Here is a 22975-nt window from a genome sequence, read left to right as displayed (position 1 = left end):
CGTGCCTCCTCATGGGAAGTGCGCTCTGGTCTTCTCATGATCACCCCTCCGGGGCGGGATGGCCACCCATTCGGCAAGGTCCGTGAGACAAGGTTGTGACGACAGGAGCACATCCCCACATACGGAATCTCGTATTCCAAGGGGTGATGCGCGGAACCGGGGACGCGCGGATCGATGAAGGTCCAGGTCACAGACGCGGAGCGGCCGGCCCCTCCGCCTGGGGGGACCGGCCGCGAAATCCGTGTACGACACACCTCGGTACGAGGAGATCTCACACAGATGAGGGATCACCGATCGGCCGAATGATCCATGTCCGTGGATCACGCAAGGGCGACGAGGTCCGCGTAGTCGGAGCCCCAGAGGTCCTCGACGCCGTCCGGGAGCAGGATGATCCGCTCCGGCTGGAGCGCCTCGACGGCGCCCTCGTCGTGGGTGACCAGGACGACCGCGCCCTTGTAGGTGCGCAGGGCGCCGAGGATCTCCTCGCGGCTGGCCGGGTCGAGGTTGTTGGTGGGCTCGTCCAGGAGCAGCACGTTGGCCGAGGAGACGACCAGGGTGGCGAGCGCGAGACGGGTCTTCTCACCGCCGGAGAGGACGCCTGCGGGCTTGTCCACGTCGTCGCCGGAGAACAGGAACGAGCCGAGCACCTTGCGGACCTCGACCAGGTCCATGTCGGGCGCGGCGGAGCGCATGTTCTCCAGGACGGTGCGCTCGGGGTCCAGGGTCTCGTGCTCCTGGGCGTAGTAGCCGAGCTTGAGGCCGTGGCCGGGGACGACGCCGCCGGTGTCGGGCTGCTCGACACCGCCGAGCAGGCGCAGCAGGGTGGTCTTGCCGGCGCCGTTGAGGCCGAGGATGACGACGCGGGAGCCCTTGTCGATGGCCAGGTCGACGTCGGTGAAGATCTCGAGCGAGCCGTACGACTTCGACAGGCCCTCGGCCATCAGCGGGGTCTTGCCGCAGGGGGCGGGCTCGGGGAAGCGGAGCTTGGCGACCTTGTCGGACTGGCGGACGGCCTCCAGGCCGGAGAGCAGCTTGTCGGCGCGGCGGGCCATGTTCTGCGCGGCGACCGTCTTGGTGGCCTTGGCGCGCATCTTGTCCGCCTGCGAGTGCAGGGCGGCGGCCTTCTTCTCGGCGTTGGCGCGCTCGCGCTTGCGGCGCTTCTCGTCCGCCTCGCGCTGCTGCTGGTAGAGCTTCCAGCCCATGTTGTAGACGTCGATCTGGGCGCGGTTGGCGTCCAGGTAGAACACCTTGTTGACGACCGTCTCGACCAGGTCGACGTCGTGGGAGATCACGATGAAGCCGCCGCGGTAGGTCTTGAGGTAGTCGCGCAGCCAGGCGATCGAGTCGGCGTCGAGGTGGTTGGTCGGCTCGTCGAGGAGCAGGGTGTCGGCGTCGGAGAAGAGGATGCGGGCCAGCTCGACGCGGCGGCGCTGACCACCGGAGAGGGTGTGCAGGGGCTGGCCGAGCACGCGGTCGGGCAGGTTGAGCGCGGCGGCGATGGTGGCGGCCTCGGCCTCGGCGGCGTACCCGCCCTTGGTGAGGAACTCCGTCTCCTGGCGCTCGTACTGCTTGAGCGCCTTCTCGCGGGTGCCGCCCTTGCCGTTGGCGATGCGCTCCTCGTTCTCGCGCATCTTGCGGATCAGGGTGTCGAGGCCGCGCGCGGAGAGGATGCGGTCGCGGGCGAGCACGTCGAGGTCGCCGGTGCGGGGGTCCTGCGGCAGGTAGCCGACCTCGCCGGAGCGGGTGATCTGCCCGGCGGCCGGGATGCCCTCGCCGGCCAGGCACTTGGTGAGGGTGGTCTTGCCGGCGCCGTTGCGGCCGACCAGACCGATGCGGTCGCCCTTGGCGACACGGAAGCTGGCGTTCTCGATGAGGATGCGGGCACCGGCGCGCAGCTCGATACCGGAGGCGGAGATCACGGACAGGCTCCTGGGCGTACGGGACGGGATCGTCGGGCGGTCTGCTGAGGGCGTTCCCGCCGTCTAATGCGCGAGGAGAAAGGCCATGCGGGCAAGTCTAACGGGGGCGGGCAAGGGGATTTCCTGACGCGGGCCCCGCGAGGGCGGGGCTGGTCCGGTGGTGAGCACTGGTCCTGAGGGGGTGCGCGGGTGAGGATGGCGGCAAGGCGCTGGATGTGAGGCCGACGTGGGACGGAAGGTGTGGGGCCGGTGCAGTTCGATGATGACGCGAATCTCGACACGTCCGAGGTGCAGGACGTGCGCGGGAGCCGGATTCCGGGTGGGCGGGCGACCATCGGGGGTGGCATCGGCGGGCTGATCGCGCTGTTGCTGGCGCTGTTCCTGGGGGTCGGGCCGGATCAGCTCGGGCTGTCGTCCGGGGGCGATCAGGCGGCGCCGCAGCCGTCGTCGCTGGGGCAGGTGCAGGAGTCGTGCCGGACCGGCAAGGACGCGAACACGCGGACCGACTGCCGGATGGTGGCGGTGGTCAACAGCGTGCAGGACTACTGGTCGCAGGAGTTCCGCGGCCAGGGCCGGACCTACACCCCGGCGCCGACCGTGCTGTTCACCGGCCAGATCCGTACCGCCTGCGGGGCGGCGACCTCGGCGGTGGGGCCGTTCTACTGCCCCGGCGACCGGAAGGTCTATCTGGACCTGGGCTTCTTCGACGAACTGCGGACGAAGTTCGGGGCGAGCGGGGGTCCGTTCGCGCAGGCGTACGTCGTCGCGCACGAGTACGGCCACCACGTGCAGGACCTGGAGGGCACGCTGGGCCGCACGCAGGACGGGATGACCGGCGAGAACAGCAACTCCGTGCGCACCGAGCTCCAGGCCGACTGCTACGCGGGGGTGTGGGCACACCACGCGACCACGACCCCGGACCCGGCGACCGGGCGGCCGCTGATCACCAGCCTGACCCCGGCGGACATCAAGGACGGTCTGAACGCGGCCGCGGCCGTGGGCGACGACCGCATCCAGGAGGAGTTCCAGGGCCACGTGACCCCGGAGACCTGGACGCACGGCTCCTCGCTCCAGCGCCAGCAGTGGTTCGACCAGGGCTACCGCACGGGCGACCCGGCCCGGTGCGACACCTTCGGCTGACGGGCGGGGGAAGGACCCGGGGCGTTGTCAGTGGCGGGTGTCACACTGAGCGGCGAGTCACCACGGATCCGGACAGGACCGTCCGGAGTACCCGGCGCACAAGGGAGTGATCGCCATGGCGGTGAGGGACGGACGGCCGAGCGTCTACCCGACGGTGCTCTACGCGGACGCGAAGGCCGCGATCGCGCAGCTGACGGAGGCGCTCGGCTTCACCGAGCTGACGGTGTACGAGTCGGAGGACGGCACGGTGCTGCACGCCGAGCTGGCCCAGGGCAACGGCGCGGTGATGGTCGGTTCCAAGGGCCGCGGCGGCGTCTTCGACTCGGTGATGAAGGACGCCGGGCCCGCGGGGGTGTACATCGTCGTGGACGACGTGGACGCCCACCACCAGCGGGCCGTGGAGCACGGCGTGGAGATCCTGATGCCCCCGACGGACCAGGACTACGGCTCGCGGGACTACATGGCGCGCGACGCCGAGGGCAACGTCTGGAGCTTCGGGACGTACGCCCCGGCGATCGCGCTGTGAGTTCCCGAGCCCCGCGGGGGCCGGCCTCCAGGGGGTCTCCCTGAGGCCTGTCTGACCATTACCGTCGTCGCCCGGAGGGCGGCCGCGCCGGCGTCAGGTGTGTGCTCTCGGCGTGTCGGCCCCAGACCCCCGTACTGGACCGTACTGAGGTCTGGGGCCGGCGCGGCGAGAGTGCGTGCATGACGTCGCGCGGCAGACGAGAACGGTCAGACAGGCCCTAGCCGCCGGTGTGCACCTGGAAGGCGGCCCGGCGCACGGCCTTGGCGAGCGCGGGGTCGGGGTGGGCCGCGGCCAGCGCGACCAGGACCTGCACGGTGCGGGGGTGGCCGACGGCGCGCACCTCCTCCAGGAGGGCGGGGACGGTCGGCTGCACGGCGGCCTCCAGGTGCCGCACCAGCATCTCCGTCTCGCCGTGGTCGGCGACGGCGGCGGCGGTGTCGACCCAGAGCCAGGTGGCCTCCTCGCGGGTGAGCACCTCGTGCGCGTCCTCGGGGTCCACGCCGTCGTGCTCGGCCAGCCACAGCAGGGCGTACGGCCGCAGCGCGGGCTCCTCGACGACCGCGCGGACTTCGGGCTCGGCGGGGGCGCCGACGACGCGCAGCGCCTCGAAGGCGAGGCCGCGCAGCAGGGCGTCCTCGCCGCGGGCCGCCTCGATGAGCTGGCCGACGGCGCCGCCGACGGGGCGGGCGGCGAGCCAGGCGCGGTACTCGGCGCGGGCCGCGTTGGGGCGGAGCTGGGCGCAGCCGCGCAGCATGTCCTCGGCGGACTGCTCGATGTTCCCGGCGGGGCTCTGCGCGGCGACGCAGATCTGCTCCAGCTTGACCCAGACGGCCCAGTTGCCGAGCGGGGTGAGGGTGGCGTGGCCGTCGCCGTGGGTGAGGGCGCCCACGGAGGCCAGCGCCTGGACGGCCCAGTCGAGGAGCGGGGCGAGCGGGGCGTCGGCGGGGCCGTCGTCCGGGGCGGCGAGCGGGGCGGGGACACCGGGGGCGTAGGAGACCTCGCAGCGCTCGGTGCGCAGTTCGGTGACGCGCTGTTCGAGGAGGTCCAGGAGCTGCTCGACGGGCACGGGTCCCGCGGAGAGCTGGAGGAAGGAGAGCACCTGGGGCATGGCCGAGACGACCTCGGCGACGGCGGCCGGTTCGTGGCCCGCCGGTTCGGGGCAGGCGAGCGACCAGGCGTCGAAGAGGGCGACCCAGCCGCGCAGGACGGCGCTGTCGTCGCGGTCCCAGGCGCGCAGGCGCCAGCCGGGGCGGGCGCTGTCGCCGTGCACCTCGACGAGTCCGGCGAGCCGGGCGGTGTCCCAGTCGGCGCGGATCTGACGAGTGGTGAGGCCGAGGTCGGCGGCGGCGCGGGCCGCGGTCGCGTCGGAGAGGGTGGCCTTGCCGTCGGCGGTGGCGGCGTCGCTGCCGGGGCCGAGGGCGGAGTCGGCCCAGCGTGCGACGCGGACGGCGCCGGCCAGTCCGGTGCGGGCCATTCTGGCCAGCTCGGCGGGGGCCGGGGTGCCCTCCGGGGGCCGGGGTGCGGCGCGGCGCGGGCGCCGCTGGTTCACAGCTCTGGGGGCGGCGGCCAGGGGTCGCGGTCGGACGAGTCGGAGCCTGGAGTCGCGCGGGATACGGGACGTCACGGGTGCAGTCTTCCGGTTGACGGTCCGAAAACCCAAACGGGATGTCACGGGCGGCGACGGAGAAGGCCAACGCACCAGCTCGACCGAGGGGCGCGGAGTCAGGATCAGGCCATGGCCCCGGGGGCCTCCGGCGGGGTACGAAGTGGCACGGAACCGGGGATTCCGGCTGGCTGAGGGGGTCGGACCGGCGTCCGCGTCCGGGTTCACATCAGCGGCACCAGGAACCGGCGCAGCCGCTCCTCGTACTCCTCCGGGTCGGCGTTCCACATCGCGGCGTGGGGGGCGCCGGGGACGGTGTGGAGGGCGACGAGGTCGGGGCGGCGGTCGGCGAGGCGGCGGGAGTACTGCCAGGGGGCGACCGTGTCGCCGGGGCCGTGGATGATCAGGGTGGGCGCGGGGACCTCGGGCGGGCCGGACCCAGCCGCTCCGGCGGCGCGCCCGGGGCGCAGTCCGGCCCTGCCCTGCGCGGCGCGCACCGCGAGCGGCAGCAGGGGGCGTGGGAGGTGCCGGGCGTGGGCGAGGGCGCGCAGCGTGGACTCCCAGTCGAGGACGGGCGAGTCGAGGATCAGTCCGGCGACCCGGTCGGCCAGCGGGGAGTGCTGGGCGGCGCGCAGCGCCATGGTGGCGCCGGTGGACCAGCCGAGCAGGACGACCCGGTGGGCGCCGTGGCCGACGGCCCAGCGGATCGCGGCGTCCACGTCGCGCCACTCGGTCTCACCGAGATGGTTGATGCCGTCGGGCGGGGCGGGGGCTCCGGCGTCGCCCCGGTAGGAGAGCGCGAGCACCGGAAGCCGTAGCGCGTGCAGGGCGCGCAGCACGTTCAGGGACTGCTCGCGGGTGGCGCCGAGGCCGTGCACGGCGATCACCCAGGTGTCCCGCTGCCCGGGCACGAACCAGGCGGGCAGCAGGCCGTTCCCGGTGGGCACCTCGACGTCGGCGAAGTCCATGCCCAGGGCGGTGCGCGGGTCTCCGACGTGGACGTGGGGCGTCATCCGCACCGCCTCGCCGGGGGTGAGCGTGCCGTGGGTGACGCGTTCCAGGCGCCGTACGACCGTGTCGGCGGTGTGCTCGGCCGAGTCGAGGACGGGTCCGACGACCGCGTGCACGCCATGGCCCGTGATCCCGTACGTGCCCCGCCGCAGCGAGGCCAGATCCCGGGTGAGCGTGATCCGCCCGGCCTGCGTGGCGTGCACGGTGAGCCGGGGCTCGGTCGGCAGCGGCCGCCCCGAGGGCGCCTTCAGCGCGGCCCCGCTCGCATACCGCCCCACGGCCAGGGACACGGCCCCCGCCGCGACGACGGCACCGACGACGGCAGCGGACACTTTGACTGTACGCACGGCTCCAGTGTCGGGGGGCGGGGCGGCGGTGGCCAGCGGAAGCGGAGTTCGCGCTGGTCAGCCCTGCTGGCCGTAGCTCTTCAGGCGGTCGGTCGCCTCGGCAAGTTCCGCCTCCGTCAGCAGGGACGGGGTGTGGCCCGGTACCGAGGAGGCGGTGAGCCACAGGTGGCACATCCACTCCAGTTGGGCGGTGCGGTCGTATGCCTGGGCGAGGGTGTTGCCGTAGGTGAGGGTGCCGTGGTTGCGCAGGAGGCAGCCGGTGCGGCCGGTGAGGGCGGTGACCGCGTGGGCGGCGAGTTCGGGGGTGCCGTAGGGGGCGTAGGGGGCGACACGGACGGGGCCGCCGAGGGCGCAGGTCATGTAGTGGATCGGGGGCAGCTCGGGGACCAGCGTGGAGACGGCGGTGGCGTGCACGGCGTGGGTGTGGACGACCGCGCGGGCATCGGTGGCGCCGTAGACCGCGAGGTGCAGGGGAAGTTCGCTGGTCGGCCTCAGCGTGCCGAGCACCTGGCGGCCGCTCGGGTCGACGCCGGTGATGTCGTCGGGGCCGAGCCGGTCGTAGGGCACGCCCGTGGGGGTGACCAGCACGGTGTCGCCGACGCGCGCGGAGACGTTCCCCGAGGTGCCGACGACCAGCCCCTCGGCGGCCGTGCGCCGCGCGGTGGCGACCACCTCCGCCCACGCCTCGGCCTCCGCCGCGCCGATCCGTCCCGTGTCACCCCGCTGCCGGTCCATGCGCCGATCCTGCCAGCCGGACGGCGACGGCGGGCGGCGTTTTTGTGACGCGGGGGCCGACCGGACCGTACGTCCGATCGAACGAAAATCATGACACAGCACCACAAATCAACCCCCGCTCCCCGCCCCGCACCTTGAATGGGCCTCCGCCGACCGACCGGACGACGACGCTTCACCGCCACCCCGGGGGACGCATGGCCTTCTCTGCCCACCGCCGCGCCGGAGTCCTCGCGACGGCCACCGCGGCGCTCGCCCTGACGGGCACCCACCTCAGCGCCGCCGGACCGCTCCACGCCACGGCCACCGCCCCCGCACCGCACCGCGCCGTCCTCCCCGCGCTCCCCCGGGGCAACGACGTCTCCTCGCACCAGAAGCGCGTGGACTTCGACCGCGCCCGCGCCCGGGGCGCCCGGTTCGCCTACGTCAAGGCGACCGAGTCGACGAACTACCGCAACCCGTACTTCGCCGGGCAGTACGACGGCGCCCGCCGCGCGGGGCTGATCCGGGGCGCGTACCACTTCGCCCGCCCCGACCGCTCCTCCGGCGCCCGCCAGGCCGCGTACTTCGTCCGGCACGGCGGCGACTGGCGCGCCGACGGCGTCACGCTGCCACCCGCGCTCGACATCGAGTACAACCCGTACGACAAGCACCACAAGTGCTACGGGCTGAGCCATCTGCGGATGGTCCGCTGGATCTGGTCGTTCAGCGACGAGGTCCGCCGCGAGACGGGACGCCGCCCGGTCATCTACACCACCGCCAACTGGTGGAACGCCTGCACGGGGCGCAGCCGCGCCTTCGGTGCGAGCCATGCGCTGTGGGTCGCCGGACACGGCGCCTCGGGGCCCGGAAGGCTTCCCGCGGGCTGGCGTTACTGGACGTTCTGGCAGTACGGCGTCAAGGGCCGGCTGCCGGGTGACCAGGATCTCTTCAACGGCTCCGCGAACCGCCTGCGGACCTTCGCGCGCGCCCGCTGACCCAAGGGGCGCCCGGGCCGTGCGGAATCATTCATTCCGGACGGAATCCGGGCCCCCGCTTCCGACACCGTGATGCCCGGCCGAGTTCACCTTCCGTTCACCCAGGTTGCCTACGTTCATCCAGCCAATGACGCTCGAACGATTGCCTGGGTAAATGGAAAGCTTCTCGCTGATCCTCGCGATTGTGGTGGTAACCGCACTCGCGTTCGATTTCACGAACGGTTTCCACGACACCGCCAACGCGATGGCCACGACCATCTCGACCGGTGCGCTCAAGCCCAAGGTCGCGGTGGCCATGTCGGCCGCCCTCAACCTGGTGGGCGCTTTTCTCTCGGTGGAGGTCGCCAACACGATCTCCAAGGGTCTCGTCGACGAGACCGGCATCCGTCCCGAGGTCATCTTCGCCGCACTGACCGGCGCGATCCTCTGGAACCTCCTCACCTGGCTGGTGGGCCTGCCCTCCAGTTCCTCGCACGCCCTGATGGGCGGCCTGATCGGCGCCACCGTCGCGTCGGCGGGCTTCGGCGCCGTCCACGGCGACGTGCTGGTCACCAAGGTGCTGCTCCCGGCCGTCGCCGCCCCCGTGGTGGCCGGTCTGGCCACCATGCTCGCGACCCGGCTGTCCTACGGCGTCTCCCGGGACTCCGGCGGCGAGGCCACCCGCAAGGGCTACCGCGCGGGCCAGATCGCCTCGGCCGGTCTGGTCTCCCTCGCCCACGGCACCAACGACGCCCAGAAGACGATGGGCATCATCACCCTCGCGCTGATCACCGGCGGCGCCATCGCCCCCGGCTCCAACCCGCCGGTCTGGGTCATCCTCTCGGCGGGTCTGGCCATCGCGGCCGGTACCTACATCGGCGGCTGGCGCATCATCCGCACGATGGGCACCGGCCTCACCGACCTGGAGCCGCGTCAGGGCTTCGCCGCCCAGACCAGCGCCGCGACGGCCATCCTGGCCTCCTCGCACCTCGGCTTCTCCCTGTCCACCACCCACGTCGTCTCCGGCGCGGTGATGGGCGCGGGCCTGGGCCGCAAGGGCGGTGTGGTCCGCTGGTCCACCGCGTCCCGGATGTTCGTCGCCTGGGCGCTGACCCTCCCGGCCGCCGCCCTGGTCGCCGCGGGCGCCGAGTCCGTGACCGACCTGGGCGACTGGGGCACCGCCGCCGTCGCCGTCTTCCTGGTCGCCGCGAGCGCCGCGATCTGGAAGATCTCCCGCCGCGAGGTCATCGACCACACCAGCGTCACCCCGGCCGGCGCGCACGAGGAGCCCGCCGGTGTGGTCACCACCGCCATGGCCGCGGTCACCCCACCCCCCGCGGGCACCGTGGCCGAGGGCCTGACGGCCACCATCCCGGCCCCGGCCGTCGTCGAACCGGCCACCGCGACCCCCGTCGCCCCGCCCGCCTCCGCGGCCTGACCCGGTCTCCGAAGGAGCAACCCCATGCAGATCGACTGGGCGGCCATCGGTTCCGTCTTCGGTGTCAGCCTCGCGGCGAGCGTGGCCCTGGTGGTCCTGTTCACCCTGGGCGTCGGCGGGCTCGCCCGCCGCGAGAAGGCCGCCGCGCGCGGCGAGTCGGCCGCCCTCGCGGTGACCGGCGCGTACCTCTGCTTCGCCGCGTGTGCGGCGGCGGTGGCGTACGGGTTCTACCTGATCGTGGCGAAGGCCTGAGCCGACAGCCCCGGCGGCGCATTACGTGTGTGAGGCCCCTTCCGGCACCCGCCGGGAGGGGCCTCGCGCTTCGCCGGCCCCCCCGGCGTACGCCCCGCCTGTGCCTGACGAGGGCCCGATGTGGGCCCGCCCACACTCTCCCTCCGCAGGTCAAGGGCAGGTTGACGGCCCTTCGGGGGGCGTGGTGGACTTCCGGGGCCATGTACGGCGGCAGAAGAGGAAGCCGGTGCGAATCCGGCGCGGTCCCGCCACTGTCACCGGGGAGTGATCCCCGGGAGCCAGGAACTCCTGCCGTCGGTCTCGTCGAACCAGGGCGTGGACACCCTGAGTGAGGACATACCGCCATGCTCGGCTGCCCGTTGAGTACCCCTCCCAGGACCGCTCCCGCGCCCACGGCCGGCTGAGCCGATGGGTGCCGATCGCTCCTACGCGTACGGCGCCGCCGCCGGCCTCCTGGGCGACCTGCTCCTCGGTGATCCCCGCCGCCGCCACCCCGTGGCGGCGTTCGGACGCGCCGCCGGGGCCGTCGAGCGCGCGCTGTGGCACGACCACCGCGGCTGGGGCGCCCTGCACACGCTGGTGTGCGCCGGGGGCGCCGTCGCGACGGGCGCGCTGGCCGAGCGCGCCGTACGCCGCTCCCCCGCCGCGTCCCTGGCGCTGACCGCCGCCGCCACCTGGGCCGTCGTCGGCGGCACCTCGCTGGCCCGGGAGGCACGCGCCGTCGGCCGTGCCCTGGCCGACGGGGACGTGACCGCCGCCCGCGCCCGCCTTCCGCACCTGTGCGGTCGCGACCCGCAGGCGCTGGACGCCGACGGGATCGCCCGCGCCGTGGTCGAGTCGGTCGCCGAGAACACCTCCGACGCGGTCGTGGGCGCCCTGGTGTGGGGCGCGGTGGCCGGGGTGCCCGGGCTGCTCGGCTTCCGGGCCGTCAACACGCTGGACGCCATGGTGGGCCACAAGTCGCCCCGGCTGCGCCGCTTCGGCTGGGCCGCCGCCCGCCTGGACGACGTGGCGGGATGGCCCGGGGCCCGTCTGACCGCGCTGCTGGCGACGCTGGCCGGCCCCGATCCGCGTGGTGCCGTCCGCGCCTGGCGGGCCGACGCCGACCGGCACCCGAGCCCCAACGCCGGTCCGGTGGAGGCGTCGTTCGCGGGCGCCCTCGGCGTGCGCCTCGGCGGCACGCTGTCCTACGGCGGCCGGGTCGAGCACCGGCCCGTGCTCAACGGCTCCGGGCGTCCGGTCCGGGTCACCGACATCGACCGGGCGGTACGGCTCTCCCGCCGCGTCGGTCTGCTCGCGCTCGGCGTGAGCGCCGGGGCGAGCCTGATCCTGAAGGGACGCGGGAAGTGAACGGTGGTCTCCTCGTCGCGGGTACGACCTCCGACGCGGGCAAGAGCGTCGTGACGGCCGGGATCTGCCGCTGGCTGGTCCGCCAGGGCGTGAAGGTGGCGCCCTTCAAGGCGCAGAACATGTCCCTCAACTCCTTCGTCACCCGCGAGGGCGCCGAGATCGGGCGGGCGCAGGCCATGCAGGCGCAGGCGTGCCGCGTCGAGCCGACCGCCCTGATGAATCCCGTGCTGCTCAAGCCCGGTGGCGAGCAGAGCAGTCAAGTGGTGCTGCTGGGCAGGCCGGTGGGCGAGATGAGCGCGCGCGGCTATCACGGCGGACGCCAGCAGCGGCTGCTCGGCACCGTGCTGGAGTGCCTGGCCGAGTTGCGGGGCACGTATGACGCGGTGATCTGTGAGGGGGCCGGTTCGCCCGCCGAGATCAATCTGCGGCGCACCGACATCGTGAACATGGGGATCGCGCGCGGCGCGCGCCTGCCCGTCCTCGTCGTCGGCGACATCGACCGCGGCGGCGTCTTCGCCTCCTTCTACGGCACGCTCGCCCTGCTCTCCCCCGAGGACCAGGAGCTGGTCGCCGGGTTCCTGGTGAACAAGTTCCGGGGCGACGTCTCGCTGCTGGAACCGGGCCTCGACATGCTGCGCGGCCTCACCGGGCGCGACACCTACGGCGTGCTGCCGTTCCGGCACGGGCTCGGCATCGACGAGGAGGACGGGCTCCGCGTCTCGCTGCGGGGCACCGTCCGCGAGTCCACGGTCGCCCCGCCGGTCGGAGAGGACGTGCTGCGGGTCGCGGTGTGCGCGGTGCCGCTGATGTCCAACTTCACCGACGTGGACGCGCTGGCCGCCGAGCCCGGCGTGATCGTGCGGTTCGTGGACCGCCCGGAGGAACTGGCCGACGCCGACCTGGTGGTGGTCCCGGGCACGCGCGGAACCGTGCGGGCGCTGGCCTGGCTGCGCGAGCGCGGCCTCGCGGACGCGCTGGCCCGCCGGGCCGCCGAGGGGCGCCCGGTCCTGGGCATCTGCGGCGGCTTCCAGGTGCTCGGCGAGCGCATCGAGGACGAGGTGGAGTCGCGCGCCGGAACCGTCGAGGGGCTCGGCCTGCTGCCGGTGCGGGTGCGCTTCGCCCGCGAGAAGACCCTCACGCGCCCCTCCGGCGAGGCCCTGGGCGAACCGGTCGAGGGGTACGAGATCCATCACGGTGTCGCCCACGTCCTGGGCGGTGAAGCCTTCCTGGACGGCTGCCGGGTCGGCCAGGTCTGGGGCACCCACTGGCACGGCTCGCTGGAGTCGGACGGCTTCCGGCGCGCCTTCCTGCGCGAGGTCGCCGCCGCCACCGGACGCCGCTTCGTCCCGGCCCCCGGCACCTCGTTCGCCGCGCTGCGCGAGGAGCAGCTCGACCGGCTCGGCGACCTCATCGAACAGCACGCGGACACGGACGCGCTCTGGCGGCTCATCGAGTCCGGCGCGCCGCGAGGACTGCCCTTCATCCCCCCGGGAGCGCCCGCATGAGCACAGTGTTGTTGTTGTCGACCGCCGACACGGACCTGCTGGCCGCGCGTGCCAGCGGCGCCGACTACCGGATCGGCAACCCCGTCCGCGTGGACGTCACCGGCGAGCTGCCGGGGCTCCTGGCGGGCGCCGACCTCGCGGTCGTACGGCTCCTCGGCGGCAAGCGTGCCTGGGAGGACGGGCTCGCCGCGCTCAAGGCGTCCGGTGTGCCGACCGTGCTGCTGGGCGGCGAGAGCGTGCCGGACGCCGAGCTGATGGCCGAGTCGTCGGTGCCCGCCGGGGTCGTGGCGGAGGCGCTGCGCTATCTGGTCGAGGGCGGCCCGGAGAACCTCCTGGAGCTGTCCCGGTTCCTCTCCGACACCGTGCTGCTGACCGGCGAGGGCTTCGAAGTTCCGCGCTCCATGCCGGAGTTCGGGGTGCACGGCGCGTATGCGCTGCGGGAGGGGCGCCCCACGGTGGGCGTGCTCTTCTACCGCGCCCACGAACTCAGCGGCAACACCGGCTTCGTGGACACCCTGTGCGAGGCGATCGAGGCGCGGGGCGCCAACGCCCTTCCGGTGTACTGCGGTTCGCTGCGCGGTGCGGACCCGGCGCTGTACGAGCTGCTGGGGCGGGCCGACGCCCTGATCGCCACGGTGCTGGCGGCGGGCGGCACGCACGCCTCCCAGGCGTCGGCGGGCGGCGACGAGTCGTGGGACATCGGCGCGCTGGCCGACCTCGACGTCCCGGTGCTGCAAGGACTGTGCCTCACGTCCTCGCGAGCCGCGTGGGACGCCTCGGACGCCGCCCTCTCCCCCATGGACGCGGCCATGCAGGTCGCCATCCCGGAGTTCGACGGCCGCCTGATCACCGTGCCGTTCTCCTTCAAGGAGCAGGGACCCGACGAGGTCCCGGTCTACGTCGCCGACCCCGAGCGGGCCGCGCGGGTGGCCGGAATCGCGGTACGGCACGCGGCACTCGAGCACAAGCCCAACGCCGAGAAGCGGATCGCGCTCGTCTTCACCGCCTACCCCACCAAGCACTCCCGCGTCGGCAACGCGGTCGGTCTGGACACCCCCGCCTCGGCGGTCCGTGTCCTGGACGCGCTGCGGGACGCCGGGTACGGGGTGAGCGGATACCCCGCCGGGGGCGACGAGCTGATCCACCGGCTCATCGAGGCCGGCGGCCACGACGTGGAGTGGCTGACCGAGGACCAGCTCGCGGCCGCGCCCGCCCGGGTGCCGCTCGCGGACTACCGGGCATGGTTCGCCACGCTCGACCCGGCGCTGCGCGAGGCCATGGTGCAGGCGTGGGGCGAGCCGCCGGGGAACCTGTACGTGGACGGCGACGACATCGTGCTCGCCTCCCTGCGGTTTGGGAACGTCGTCGTGATGATCCAGCCGCCGCGCGGCTTCGGGGAGAACCCGATCGCGATCTACCACGACCCCGACATGCCGCCCTCGCACCACTACCTGGCCGCCTACCGCTGGCTGGAGAACAGCTTCGGCGCGGACGCGGTCGTCCACATGGGCAAGCACGGCACGCTGGAATGGCTGCCGGGCAAGGGACTCGGGCTGTCGGGCGGCTGCGCCCCGGACGCCGTGCTCGGCGAACTCCCGCTGGTCTACCCGTTCATCGTCAACGATCCCGGCGAGGGCACCCAGGCCAAGCGGCGCGGGCACGCCACGGTGGTCGACCATCTGGTCCCGCCGATGGCCCGCGCGGACACCTACGGCGACCTCGCCAAGCTGGAGCAACTCCTCGACGAGTACGCCCTCGTGTCCGACCTGGACCCGACGAAGGCCCCCGCCGTCCGCGCCCAGATCTGGACCCTGGTCAAGGCGGCCGAGCTGCATCACGACCTGCACGTGGACGAGCAGCCGGAGGACGACGACTTCGACGCGTTCGTCATGCACATCGACGGCTATCTGTGCGAGATCAAGGACGTGCAGATCCGCGACGGACTCCACGTCCTCGGCGGCGGCCCGGAGGGCGAACCGCGCGTGAACCTGGTGCTGGCCGTGCTGCGCGCCTCCCAGGTGTGGGGCGGCCAGGCGAACGCCCTGCCGGGTCTGCGTGCCTCGCTGGCGGCCCATTTCGGGCTGATGGAGAAGGAGTTGCTGGCCGAACCGGGTGCGGCGGTGAAGGTTCCGGTGGAGCTGACCGCGCTGGTCGACGGCCCGGCGCGGACCGGTGCCGACGCGATCGACCTGCTGGAGCAGTTGTGCCGCCGGATCGCGGAGGGGATGGAGGCGCGGGACTGGAACGCGGCTGCCGTGCCGACGGTCCTGGAGGAGGTGCTCGGCTTCGAACTGGCCGAGGCGTCCTCCGTGCTGGAGTTCGCCTGCACGGAGGTCGTGCCCCGGCTGGCGCGGACCACCGACGAGATCGGTCACATCCTCCGCGCCCTGGACGGTGGTTACGTCCCGGCGGGTCCCTCGGGGTCTCCCACGCGCGGTCTGGTCAACGTCCTGCCGACGGGCCGGAACTTCTACTCCGTCGACCCCAAGGCGATTCCCTCCCGGCTGAGTTGGGAGGTGGGCCAGTCGCTGGCCGACTCGCTGGTGCAGCGCTATCTCACCGACACCGGGGGCTATCCGCAGTCGGTCGGCCTCACGGTCTGGGGCACCTCCGCCATGCGCACCCAGGGCGACGACATCGCGGAGATCCTGGCGCTGCTGGGCTGCCGGCCGGTGTGGGACGACGCCTCGCGCCGGGTCACCGGCTTCGAGATCGTTCCCCTGGCCGAGCTGGGCCGCCCGCGCATCGACGTCACGGTCCGCATCTCCGGCTTCTTCCGTGACGCGTTCCCGCACGTGGTCGGGCTGATCGACGACGCGGTGCGGGCGGTGGCCGGGCTGGAGGAGCCGGCCGATGCCAACTACGTGCGGGCGCACGTGGAGGAGGACGCCGCCGAACACGGTGACCGGCGGCGCGCGACGGCCCGCATCTTCGGCTCCAAGCCGGGGGCGTACGGCGCGGGTCTGCTGCCGCTGATCGACGCGCGCAACTGGCGCTCGGACGCGGACCTCGCCGAGGTGTACGCGGTGTGGGGCGGTTACGCCTACGGCCGCGGGCTGGACGGGCGGGCGGCGCGCGGTGACATGGAGACGGCGTTCCGGCGGATCGCGGTGGCGGCGAAGAACGTCGACACCCGCGAGCACGATCTGGTCGACGCGGACGACTACTTCCAGTACCACGGCGGCATGGTCGCCATGGTGCGGCACCTCACGGGCGGCAACCCCGAGGCGTACGTGGGTGATTCGGCCGTGCCGGACCAGGTGAGGACGAGGACGCTCGGTGAGGAGACCCACCGCGTCTTCCGGGCCCGCGTGGTCAATCCCCGCTGGATGGCGGCCATGCGCAGGCACGGCTACAAGGGCGCCTTCGAGATGGCGGCGACCGTGGACTACCTGTTCGGGTACGACGCCACGGCGGGCGTGGTGGACGACTGGATGTACGAGAAGCTCAGCGCGGAGTACGTCTTCGACGCGGAGAACCAGGACTTCATGAAGCGCTCGAATCCCTGGGCGTTGCGCGGCATCGCCGAGCGGCTGCTGGAGGCGGCCGACCGGGGGCTGTGGGCGGAGCCGGACCAGGAGACGCTGGAGCGGCTGCGGGCCACGTATCTGGAACTCGAAGGGGAACTGGAGGGAGACGAGTGAGCACGCATTTCCCGTTCACGGCCGTGGTCGGGCAGGAGGACCTGCAACTGGCCCTGCTGCTCAACGCGGTGGCGCCGAACATCGGCGGGGTGCTCGTGCGGGGCGAGAAGGGGACCGCCAAGTCCACCGCCGTGCGCGCCCTTTCGGCGCTGCTGCCGGAGGTGAGCGTGGTTTCCGGATGCCGCTTCTCCTGCGACCCGGACTCTCCCGACCCCAACTGCCCCGACGGGCCGCACGATTCGGTGGCCTCCGGGCTCCGCCCCGCACGCATGGTCGAGCTGCCGGTCGGCGCCTCCGAGGACCGGCTCGTCGGAGCCCTCGACATCGAGCGGGCGCTGGCGGAGGGCGTGAAGGCGTTCGAGCCGGGGCTGCTGGCCGCCGCGCACCGGGGCATCCTCTACGTGGACGAGGTCAACCTGCTCCACGACCACCTGGTGGACCTGCTGCTGGACGCCGCCGCCATGGGTGCCTCGTACGTCGAGCGCGAGGGCGTCTCCGTGCGGCACGCGGCGCGGTTCCTGCTCGTGGGCACCATGAACCCCGAAGAGGGCGAACTGCGACCGCAGTTGCTGGACCGCTTCGGGCTGACCGTGGAGGTCGCGGCCTCGCGGGAGACGGACCGGCGGGTGGAGGTCGTACGGCGCAGGCTGGCGTACGACGACGATCCCGCCGGGTTCGCCGCGCAGTGGGCCGGCGAGGAGACCGCCGTCCGGCAACGCGTCGTGGCGGCGCGGGAGTTGCTGCCCAAGGTGCGGCTCGGGGACGGGGCGCTCCGGCAGATCGCGGCGACGTGTGCCGCGTTCGAGGTGGACGGGATGCGGGCCGACATCGTGATGGCGCGTACCGCCACCGCGCTGGCCGCGTGGGCGGGGCGTACGGACGTGCTCGCGGAGGACGTCCGGCAGGCGGCGCTGCTGGCGCTGCCGCACCGTCGGCGCCGCAACCCCTTCGACGCGCCGGGACTTGACGAGGACAAGCTCGATCAGACCCTGGAGGAGTCCTCGGAGTCTTCCGGGTCCTCCGGGGACGACGATCCCGATCCCGACGGACCCGGTGGCGGTGGCGGGCAGCCGTCCCCCGACACGGGACCGCGGGACGGTGACGGGGGTGCCGCCGCGTCCGAGGGCGGGGAGCCGGAGGGCGCCGGTGCCGGTGCGGGCGAGCAGACGCCCGCGCGGGCCGCCGAGCCGTTCAGGACCCGGATGCTCAGCGTGGACGGGATCGGGGAGGGCGCGGCCGGGCGGCGTTCGCGGGCACGGACCGAGCACGGGCGGACCACGGGGGCACGGCTTCCTCACGGCGCCCTGACCAAACTGCACTTGGCGGCGACCGTGCAGGCGGCGGCGCCGCATCAGCGGGTGCGGGGGCGTTCCGGACCGGGGCTTGTGCTTCGGCGGGACGATCTGCGGCAGGCGGTGCGGGAGGGGCGGGAGTCCAACCTCGTGCTGTTCGTCGTGGACGCCTCCGGGTCGATGGCGGCCCGGCAGCGGATGGGCGCGGTGAAGGGCGCCGTGCTGTCGTTGCTGCTCGACGCGTATCAGCGGCGGGACAAGGTGGGTCTGGTGACCTTCCGGGGTTCGGCCGCCGAGGTCGCGCTGCCGCCCACCTCGTCCGTGGATGCCGCCGCGGCGCGGCTCGAGTCGCTGCCCACCGGTGGGCGTACGCCGCTCGCGGCGGGGCTGCTGCGGGCGCACGAGGTGTTGCGGGTGGAGCGGCTGCGCGATCCCTCGCGGCGGCCACTGCTCCTGGTGGTGACGGACGGACGGGCGACCGGCGGTCCGGAACCGGTGGGGCTCGCGGGGCGGGCGGCGCGGCTGTTCGCGGCCGAGGGGGTCGCCTCGGTGGTCGTGGACTGCGAGTCGGGTCCGGTGCGGCTGGGGCTCGCCGGGCGGCTCGCCGGTGAGCTGGGCGGTACGGCGGTGACGTTGGACGAGTTGCGGGCGGACTCCATCGCCGGGCTCGTGAGGGATGTGCGGGGTATGCCGAGGAGGGCCGCGTAATGCCGCAGGGACAGCCGAGTGTCGTACCGGACGACGGGCTGACGACACGTCAGCGGCGCAACCGGCCGCTGGTGGTGGTGCACACCGGGATCGGGAAGGGCAAGTCGACCGCTGCCTTCGGCCTTGCGCTGCGGGCCTGGAATCAGGGCTGGCCGATCGGGGTGTTCCAGTTCGTCAAGTCGGCGAAGTGGAAGGTCGGCGAGGAGAACGCGCTCAGGGTGCTCGGCGCCTCCGGGCAGGGCGGGTCCGTGGACTGGCACAAGATGGGCGAGGGCTGGTCCTGGGTGCAGCGGGACGCGCAGTTGGACAACGAGGAGAAGGCGCGGGAGGGATGGGCGCAGGTCAAGCGGGACCTGGCGGCCGAGACGTACCGCCTGTACGTGCTGGACGAGTTCGCGTACCCGATGCACTGGGGATGGGTGGACACCGAGGAAGTGGTCGAGGTGCTGCGGGCCCGGCCCGGCAACCAGCACGTGGTGATCACGGGCCGTCACGCGCCCGCTCCGCTGGTGGAGTTCGCGGATCTGGTGACCGACATGTCCAAGGTCAAGCACCCCATGGACGCCGGGCAGAAGGGGCAGAGGGGCATCGAGTGGTGACGTCCGTACCCCGGCTGGTCATCGCGGCGCCGTCCTCCGGCAGCGGGAAGACCACGGTCGCCACGGGACTGATGGCCGCGTTCGCCGCGCGCGGGCTCGCGGTGTCTCCGCACAAGGTGGGGCCGGACTACATCGACCCCGGGTATCACGCGCTGGCCACCGGGCGGGTGGGGCGGAATCTCGACGCGTATCTGTGCGGGGCGGACTTGGTCGCTCCGCTGTTCCTGCACGGTGCGCGGGGGTGTGATCTCGCCGTGGTCGAGGGGGTGATGGGGCTCTTCGACGGGGCGGCGGGGCAGGGGGAGCTGGCGTCCACCGCGCAGGTGGCGAAGCTGCTCCGGGCGCCGGTGGTGTTGGTGGTCGACGCCTCGTCGCAGTCTCGGTCCGTCGCCGCTCTGGTGCATGGGTTCGCCTCCTGGGACACGGGGGTGCGGATCGGGGGCGTGATCCTCAACAAGGTCGGGTCGGACCGGCACGAGGAGTTGTTGCGGGAGGCGCTGGAGTCGGTGGGGGTTCCGGTGCTGGGGGTGTTGCGGCGGGGGGCCGCCGTGGAGACGCCTTCGCGGCATCTGGGGCTGGTGCCGGCCGCCGAGCGGGGCGCCGCCGCGGTGGAGGCGGTCGAGGCCATGGGCGCTCTGGTCGCCGAGGGGTGCGACCTCGATGCGCTGCTGGCGCTGGCTCGGGGGGCGGGGGCGTTGCCGGGGGCGGCGTGGTGTGCGGCTGAGGTCACGCAGTCGCCTGTCCACGGCCACCCGTCACGGTCGGCCCAGAAGGGGACCTCCGGTACGGATCGGGGCGCCGAGAAGCGCGCGACCCGTTCGGATCGGGCCGCCGAGGAGGCTCGGCCCCGTATCGCCGTCGCCGGGGGTCCCGCCTTCTCCTTCTCCTACGCCGAGCACACCGAGCTGCTGGCCGCCGCCGGAGCGGAGGTCGTCGCCTTCGACCCCCTGCGGGACGAGGAACTGCCCGACGGGTGTGCCGGGTTGGTGATCGGGGGCGGGTTTCCCGAGGTGTACGCGAGCGAGTTGTCCGCCAACGAGAGGTTGCGGAAGTCGGTCGCGGAGTTCGCGGAGCGGGGGGCGCCCGTTGCCGCCGAGTGTGCCGGACTCCTCTATCTGTGCCGGGAGCTGGACGGCGCGCCGATGTGCGGGGTGCTGGAGGCGTCGGCGCGGATGAGCGAGCGGCTGACGCTCGGGTACCGGGACGCGGTGGCCGTCGGCGACAGTGTGCTGGCGGCGGCCGGGACGCGGATGCGGGGGCACGAGTTCCACCGGACCGTCGTGGAGCCTGGTGCCGGTGCCGACCCTGCCTGGGGGGTGCTCGCGCCCACCCGGCGGGTCGAGGGCTTCGTACGGCGGGGCGTGCACGCGAGTTATCTGCACACCCACTGGGCGGCCGAGCCCTCGGTGGCCCGTCGGTTCACGGAGAGGTGCCGTACGTCATGAGCAGCAGGCTGATCGGGGTCGGAGTGGGTCCCGGCGACCCGGAACTGGTGACGGTCAAGGGGGTCAACGCGCTGCGGGGCGCCGATGTGGTCGTCGTGCCGGTGATGGACACCGGTGAGCGGGGGCGCGCCGAGGCGACGGTGCTGCACTACGTGGACGCCGCGAAGGTGGTCCGGGTGGTGTTCGCGCTGAACGAGCGGACCGACCGGGCGCGCCGGGAGGCGGCGTGGGACGCGGCGGGCGCGCGGGTCGCGGACCTGCTCGCGGCGCACGGGTGCGTCGCGTTCGCGACCATCGGCGACCCCAATGTGTACTCGACGTTCACCTATCTCGCGCAGACCGTCGCCGGGCTGGTGCCGGGGGTCGTGGTGGAGACGGTGCCCGGGATCACCGCGATGCAGGATCTGGCGGCGCGGTCGGGTGCCGTGCTGACGGAGGGCACCGAGCCGCTGACCCTCGTACCGGTGACGGCGGGCGAGTCCGCGCTGAAGGAGGCGCTGGCGGGGCCCGGCACGGTGGTGGCGTACAAGTTCGGCCGCCGGGCCGCCGAGGTCGCCGACGCTCTGCGCGAGTCCGGCCGCCTGGACGACGCGGTGTGGGGTTCGGCGCTCGGTCTGCCGGAGGAGTCGATCCGTCCGGCCGCCGACCTGGACGGCGCGGCGCTGCCGTACCTGTCGACGCTGATAGCGCCGCCGGGACGGAACGGCGGCAGGGGCGGGAAGCTGTGAGGCGGCCGCGCGCGGGGGTGGCGGTGTCAGCCGCCCGACAGACCCACGACCAGCCAGATGAACAACGCCCCCGCCACCGTGCACAGCAGTGTCGAGCGCGCGGGGTGGTCGTGGTGGGCCTCCGGCAGGATCTCGGCGGCGGCCAGGTAGAGCAGGGCGCCGCTGAAGAGGCCGAGGTAGCCGCCGAGCAGGGGCTCTGGGATGTGCACGAAGACCGTGGAGAGCGCGCCCAGCAGGGGTGCGCAGGCGTCGGCGACGAGCATGGCGACGGCGCGGCGGCGGGCGTTGCCGTAGAGGCTCGTGATGGTGAAGGTGTTGAAGCCGTCGGCGAAGTCGTGCGCGATCACGGCGAGGGCGACGGAGAGGCCCATGCCGCCGCCGACCTGGAAGGCCGCGCCGATGGCCACGCCGTCCATGAGGCTGTGGCCGACCATCGCGGCGGCGGCCGTGAGGCCGACCTCGGGGGCCCGGTGGTGGTCGTGCTCCCCGCCGCCGTGCGCGGCCTGGCGCGCGGCGAGGAGACGTTCCACCAGATGGGCCAGGAGGAATCCGCCGACGAAGAGCAGCAGGGCGGCGGGTACGCCGAAGACCTCGCGGCCGGCCGCGTGCAGCGCCTCCGGCAGCAGGTCGAGGCCGACCACGCCCAGCATCAGACCGCCCGCCAGGCCCAGCACCAGGTGGCGACGGTCGGTCACACGCTGTGCCGTCCAGCCGCCGGCCAGCGTCATCACAAACGCGCCGAGCGCGACGAGGACCGCCATAACGACCTTGGTATCCGATGAAGGGCCCTCCGCGCACATCCGACGCCTGTGAAACCACCGCAGACCCTGACATTCCCCTCACTTCTTTTCGTACGAGAGGACCTTTCCCCATGGCCGAGCCCCAGGCCGCGCCGCAGGACGCACCACAAGCCGCGCCGCAGGACGCTCGCGTGGCCGTGCCCGCCGCCACCGTCCCCGCCGGCAAGGTGACCTTCGTCGGTGCCGGTCCCGGCGCCGCCGATCTGCTGACCTTCCGCGCCGCCCGCGCGATCGCCGAGGCGGACGTGGTGATCTGGGCGGCGAGCCTGGTCCGGGCGGAGGTCCTGGAGCACGCGCGCGCGGACGCGGAGGTCCTGGACTCGGCCGCGCTGTCCCTGGAGGACGTGGTGGCGGTGTACCGGCGCGCCCTGGCCGGGGGACTCAAGGTGGCCCGCGTGCACTCGGGCGATCCCGCGCTGTGGGGCGGCACCCAGGAGCAGCTCGACCGGTGCGCGGAGATCGGGATCGCGACGGAGATCGTGCCGGGTGTGTCGTCGTTCTCGGCGGTGGCCGCGCTCGCGGGGCGCGAGCTGACGATCCCCGAGGTGGCGCAGTCGGTGATCCTGACCCGGCTCGGCGGCGGCAAGACGCCGATGCCGCCGGGTGAGGAGGTACGGGAGTTCGCCCGGCACGGAACGACCATGGCGGTGTTCCTGTCGGCGGCGCGCAGCGGCCAGTTGGTGCGGGAGCTGCTGGAGGGCGGCTACCCGACGAGCACGCCGGTGGTGGTCGCCCATCAGGTGACCTGGCCGGAGGAGCTGGTGGTGCGCTGCACGATCGGCACTCTGGAGGAGACGGTCAAGGAGCACCGGCTGTGGAAGCACACACTGTTCCTGATCGGCCCGGCCCTGGAGGCCCACGGCACCCGCTCGCACCTCTACCACCCCGGTCACTTCCACGGCTTCCGCAAGGCGGACCCCGAGGCGCGGCGGGCGCTGCGGGAGCGGGGGGCGAGCAGTTGACCGCGTCGCACCCGGGCG

Annotated in this window: 18 protein-coding genes and 1 riboswitch; of the genes, 13 read left to right on the top strand and 5 right to left on the bottom strand. The window is 73.4% G+C overall.

The features are described 5' to 3' along the window. Positions 1–320: 320 nt before the first annotated feature. Entirely contained in the window at positions 321–1919 is a 1599-nt protein-coding gene (locus ACWEEU_RS26370) for an ABC-F family ATP-binding cassette domain-containing protein (protein WP_385746047.1), read from the bottom strand. A gap of 249 nt (positions 1920–2168) precedes the next feature. Here ACWEEU_RS26370 and ypfJ point away from each other — a divergent pair, with 249 nt between their 5' ends. Together ypfJ and ACWEEU_RS26360 are read left to right on the top strand one after the other, a co-directional pair. After that, entirely contained in the window at positions 2169–3059 is an 891-nt protein-coding gene (ypfJ, locus tag ACWEEU_RS26365) for a KPN_02809 family neutral zinc metallopeptidase (protein WP_385746051.1), read from the top strand. 115 nt (positions 3060–3174) lie between these two features. Then, positions 3175–3585 (top strand): VOC family protein, encoded by a 411-nt coding sequence (locus ACWEEU_RS26360; RefSeq protein WP_385746053.1) that lies wholly within the window; start codon positions 3175–3177, stop codon positions 3583–3585. Between the two features lie 217 nt (positions 3586–3802). Here ACWEEU_RS26360 and ACWEEU_RS26355 read toward each other — a convergent pair whose 3' ends face one another. From ACWEEU_RS26355 to ACWEEU_RS26345, 3 genes are all read right to left on the bottom strand, one after another. Further along, a complete protein-coding gene (locus ACWEEU_RS26355) occupies positions 3803–5209 on the bottom strand; it encodes a hypothetical protein (protein ID WP_385746056.1) in 1407 nt (468 codons plus the stop codon). A 203-nt stretch (positions 5210–5412) separates the two neighbouring features. Beyond that, positions 5413–6546, bottom strand: coding sequence for an alpha/beta hydrolase (locus tag ACWEEU_RS26350; protein WP_451735377.1), 1134 nt, complete (start codon positions 6544–6546; stop codon positions 5413–5415). 57 nt (positions 6547–6603) lie between these two features. Next, positions 6604–7281, bottom strand: a complete 678-nt coding sequence (locus ACWEEU_RS26345; RefSeq protein WP_451735375.1) for a class II aldolase/adducin family protein — start codon at positions 7279–7281, stop codon at positions 6604–6606. A gap of 194 nt (positions 7282–7475) precedes the next feature. Here ACWEEU_RS26345 and ACWEEU_RS26340 point away from each other — a divergent pair, with 194 nt between their 5' ends. The 10 genes from ACWEEU_RS26340 (at position 7476) to cobI (ending at position 21195) form a co-directional block, all read left to right on the top strand. Further along, positions 7476–8255: a GH25 family lysozyme gene (locus tag ACWEEU_RS26340; protein ID WP_451735373.1), complete on the top strand. Its 780-nt coding sequence runs from the start codon at positions 7476–7478 to the stop codon at positions 8253–8255. A 154-nt stretch (positions 8256–8409) separates the two neighbouring features. Then, positions 8410–9672 carry an inorganic phosphate transporter gene (locus ACWEEU_RS26335; protein WP_451735371.1) on the top strand — a complete coding sequence of 421 codons (1263 nt, stop codon included), beginning with the start codon at positions 8410–8412 and terminating at the stop codon, positions 9670–9672. Positions 9673–9696: 24 nt separating this feature from the next. Next, positions 9697–9924 carry a hypothetical protein gene (locus tag ACWEEU_RS26330; RefSeq protein ID WP_451735369.1) on the top strand — a complete coding sequence of 76 codons (228 nt, stop codon included), beginning with the start codon at positions 9697–9699 and terminating at the stop codon, positions 9922–9924. A 168-nt stretch (positions 9925–10092) separates the two neighbouring features. Further along, positions 10093–10234, top strand: a riboswitch (cobalamin riboswitch). A 98-nt stretch (positions 10235–10332) separates the two neighbouring features. After that, a complete protein-coding gene (locus ACWEEU_RS26325; RefSeq protein WP_385746067.1) occupies positions 10333–11274 on the top strand; it encodes a cobalamin biosynthesis protein in 942 nt (313 codons plus the stop codon). After that, the gene (locus tag ACWEEU_RS26320) at positions 11271–12779 is read left to right on the top strand and encodes a cobyric acid synthase (protein WP_451735367.1); all 1509 of its coding nucleotides are present in this window, start codon (positions 11271–11273) and stop codon (positions 12777–12779) included. Before ACWEEU_RS26325 ends, ACWEEU_RS26320 begins: the two co-directional genes overlap by 4 nt. After that, positions 12776–16423 carry a cobaltochelatase subunit CobN gene (cobN, locus tag ACWEEU_RS26315; protein WP_451735365.1) on the top strand — a complete coding sequence of 1216 codons (3648 nt, stop codon included), beginning with the start codon at positions 12776–12778 and terminating at the stop codon, positions 16421–16423. Before ACWEEU_RS26320 ends, cobN begins: the two co-directional genes overlap by 4 nt. Next, the gene (locus ACWEEU_RS26310) at positions 16420–18423 is read left to right on the top strand and encodes a putative cobaltochelatase (RefSeq protein ID WP_451735363.1); all 2004 of its coding nucleotides are present in this window, start codon (positions 16420–16422) and stop codon (positions 18421–18423) included. Before cobN ends, ACWEEU_RS26310 begins: the two co-directional genes overlap by 4 nt. Further along, positions 18423–19022 (top strand): cob(I)yrinic acid a,c-diamide adenosyltransferase, encoded by a 600-nt coding sequence (gene cobO, locus ACWEEU_RS26305; RefSeq protein ID WP_385746075.1) that lies wholly within the window; start codon positions 18423–18425, stop codon positions 19020–19022. The genes ACWEEU_RS26310 and cobO overlap by 1 nt, the downstream gene beginning before the upstream one ends. After that, entirely contained in the window at positions 19016–20467 is a 1452-nt protein-coding gene (locus tag ACWEEU_RS26300; RefSeq protein WP_451735361.1) for a cobyrinate a,c-diamide synthase, read from the top strand. Before cobO ends, ACWEEU_RS26300 begins: the two co-directional genes overlap by 7 nt. Then, the gene (gene cobI, locus ACWEEU_RS26295) at positions 20464–21195 is read left to right on the top strand and encodes a precorrin-2 C(20)-methyltransferase (RefSeq protein ID WP_451735359.1); all 732 of its coding nucleotides are present in this window, start codon (positions 20464–20466) and stop codon (positions 21193–21195) included. The genes ACWEEU_RS26300 and cobI overlap by 4 nt, the downstream gene beginning before the upstream one ends. Before the next feature lie 26 nt (positions 21196–21221). Here cobI and ACWEEU_RS26290 read toward each other — a convergent pair whose 3' ends face one another. Continuing rightward, positions 21222–21956 (bottom strand): ZIP family metal transporter, encoded by a 735-nt coding sequence (locus tag ACWEEU_RS26290; RefSeq protein ID WP_385746081.1) that lies wholly within the window; start codon positions 21954–21956, stop codon positions 21222–21224. A 110-nt stretch (positions 21957–22066) separates the two neighbouring features. On the opposite strand from ACWEEU_RS26290, the gene cobM reads away from it, so the two are divergent. Next, positions 22067–22957 carry a precorrin-4 C(11)-methyltransferase gene (gene cobM, locus ACWEEU_RS26285; RefSeq protein WP_451735357.1) on the top strand — a complete coding sequence of 297 codons (891 nt, stop codon included), beginning with the start codon at positions 22067–22069 and terminating at the stop codon, positions 22955–22957. The last annotated feature ends 18 nt before the right edge of the window (positions 22958–22975 follow it).

The organism is Streptomyces sp. NPDC005004 (assembly GCF_053600675.1).
This window is presented reverse-complemented; position numbering and strand designations above follow the sequence as displayed.